This is a genomic window from Variovorax paradoxus, assembly GCF_000834655.1.
GTDB classification, from domain to species: domain Bacteria; phylum Pseudomonadota; class Gammaproteobacteria; order Burkholderiales; family Burkholderiaceae_C; genus Variovorax; species Variovorax paradoxus_F.
In genome coordinates, this window is the sequence record NZ_JXQQ01000088.1 from 1 (window position 1) to 2,478 (window position 2,478).

General features: G+C 65.2%; 2 protein-coding genes. Both read left to right on the forward strand.

Going from position 1 to position 2,478, the window contains the following annotated elements:
* Positions 1-120 precede the first annotated feature (120 nt).
* A complete protein-coding gene (istA, locus tag RT97_RS27580) occupies positions 121-1,614 on the forward strand; it encodes an IS21 family transposase (protein ID WP_042582056.1) in 1,494 nt (497 codons plus the stop codon).
* Positions 1,611-2,414 carry an IS21-like element helper ATPase IstB gene (gene istB / locus RT97_RS27585; protein WP_042582057.1) on the forward strand — a complete coding sequence of 268 codons (804 nt, stop codon included), beginning with the start codon at positions 1,611-1,613 and terminating at the stop codon, positions 2,412-2,414. Before istA ends, istB begins: the two co-directional genes overlap by 4 nt.
* The last annotated feature ends 64 nt before the right edge of the window (positions 2,415-2,478 follow it).

Genomic DNA, 2,478 nt, shown 5'->3' on the forward strand with positions numbered 1-2,478 from the left:
TGGCGGACGACAATTATCTTGAGCGGTCGACGACAACTATCGTGAGCGGTTGACGCGCGCGCCCGGGGTGCGTTTGCGGTCGGGTTTTAAAGTGGATTGCCTCTAGAGGAGGCAGCCACCTTGCCCGGCAAACGCATATCGGATCATCAAGTGACCAAGTACAAGGAACTGCGCGGCAAGCACAGCCAAGAGGTGGCGGCTGCCAAGGCTGGGGTGAGTGTGGCCAGCGCGCGCCGGATCGAGTCGACGGTTCTTCTGCCCTCCCAGAAGCCTGCGCGGACATGGCGTACGCGCGCTGACCCGCTGACGGAGGTGTGGACAGCGGAGGTCGTGCCGATGTTGGAAGCCGCCCCTGGGTTGATGGCGGTGACGGTGCTGGAGGAGTTGCAACTTCGCCACCCACATCGCTTTGACGGCGCGGTGTTGCGCACCCTGCAGCGCCGGGTACGGCAGTGGCGCGCCGAGCACGGTGGCGATCGCGAGATCTTCTTCGCCCAGGAACATCCACCTGGCCGGCTTGGCCTGTCGGACTTTACGGTCTGCGATGAACTGGCCATCACCATCGTCGGCGAGGCCTTGCCACACCGGCTGTACCAGTTCGCGTTCGCGCACAGCGGTTGGCGCCATGCCTGCATCGTGCTGAGCGGCGAGAGCTTCCAGGCGTTGGCGAGCGGCCTTCAGGAGGCACTATGGATGGCCGGGGGTGTGCCCGAAGAGCATCGCACCGACAGCCTGTCGGCGGCGTTCAACAACCTGGCCGAGCAGGAGGAACTCACAGCCCGCTACCGCGAGCTGTGCGCGCACTACGGCCTGCGCGCGAGCCGTAACAATCCGGGCGCGAGCCACGAGAACGGTTCGATCGAAGCGCGCCAGGGCAGCCTGAAGACTGCGCTGGACCAGTCGCTGCTGCTTCGCGGCACACGCGAGTTCGCGAGCCTCGATGGTTACGGCCAGTTCGTCGCCGATACCGTGCGGCGCCTGAACGCACGCTGCGCTCGGACGTGGGAGGTCGAGCGTGCCAGCCTTCGGCCGCTGCCGGCTCGGCGAACGGTGGACTTCGAAGAGGTCGACGCGAGAGTCAGCAAGTTCGGCCTGATCAGCATCAAGGCCGCCCACTACAGCGTGCCGTCCAGGTTGGTCGGTCATCGGCTGAAGGTCCGGCTATACAGCGCCCACTTGGAAGCCTGGCTGGGCGGCGTGAAGGTGTTCGAGTGCGAGCGCTTGCGCAGCAGCGCCCAGACCAAGCATCCCAAGCGCATCGACTGGCGCCACATGCTGCCGTCGCTGCGACGCAAGCCTGGAGCCTTCGCCCGGTGGATGTTGCGCGATGCCATGTTCCCGCGCAGCGAATACGCCCAGGCCTGGGAACGCATTAGCGAGCGCCTGAGCGAGCGGGAGGCCTGTCGGTTGATGGTGAACCTGCTCGATCTCGCGGATCGGGCCAACGTGGTGGTGGAACTCGCCGGGATCCTCAGCGGCCTGGGCGAGCGCAACGAACTCCCCGACATCGAAGTGCTGAGGGCGCAGTTCGCACCGCGTCCGGCATTGATGCCACTCGTGGAGGTCATGTTGCCGACCACCGCGGTGTATGACGAACTGCTGGAGGCCGCATGAACACGATCGCATCCGCGCGCAGCGCGGCCGATGCAGCACGTCTGCCCCTCATGCTGGGAGAACTGAGGCTTCCCACGATGAAGCGGCTGTGGGCCGACCTAGCCGAGCAGTCCAACCGCGAAGGCTGGCCGGCGGAACGCTTCCTGGGCGTGCTGCTCGAGCAGGAGGTCAACGAGCGCGAGACGCGCCGGCTTGCGCGCGCACGCATCGACAGCCACCTGCCGCCGGACAAGAGCTTGGCAAGCTTCGACTTCGACGCAGTTCCGGCAGTCTCCAAGGCCCATGTCACGGCGTTGGCCGAGGCCGATGGCTGGCTCGCACAAGGGCATAACTTGCTCGCCTTCGGGCCGCCGGGCGTGGGCAAGACCCATCTCATCGCCGGCATCGGCCATGCCCTCATCGATCACGGCTACAAGGTGCTCTTCGTGCGAACGAGTGACTTGGTACAACGCCTGCAGGCGGCGCGGCGAGACCTTCGCTTGCCAAACGAACTCGCCAAGCTCGATCGCTTCGACCTGATCATCCTGGACGATCTCAGCTATGCGAGGCGCGACCAGGCCGAGACCTCCGTGCTGTTCGAGCTCATCGCCGAGCGATATGAGAGGAAGAGCATCGCCATCACGGCCAACGCACCGTTCTCGGCATGGGACGAGATCTTCCCCGACAAGGCCATGACGATCGCCGCGGTCGATCGCCTTGTGCATCACGCCACGATCCTGGAGATGAACGTGGACAGCTATCGCCGCCGCGCTGCGTTGCCGGCTCGCCGGCAACGCAGCGCAACGACAACTACTCAATGATCTTGCTCGACCGCACCGCTCAAGATAATTGACGCTGGCCGCTCAAAGTAGTTGACGCCGGGCA

Coding starts and splice junctions, on each gene's coding strand:
- istB (WP_042582057.1), top strand. CDS start 1,611: ATGAACACGATCGCATCCGCGCGCAGCGCGGCCGATGCAGCACGTCTG.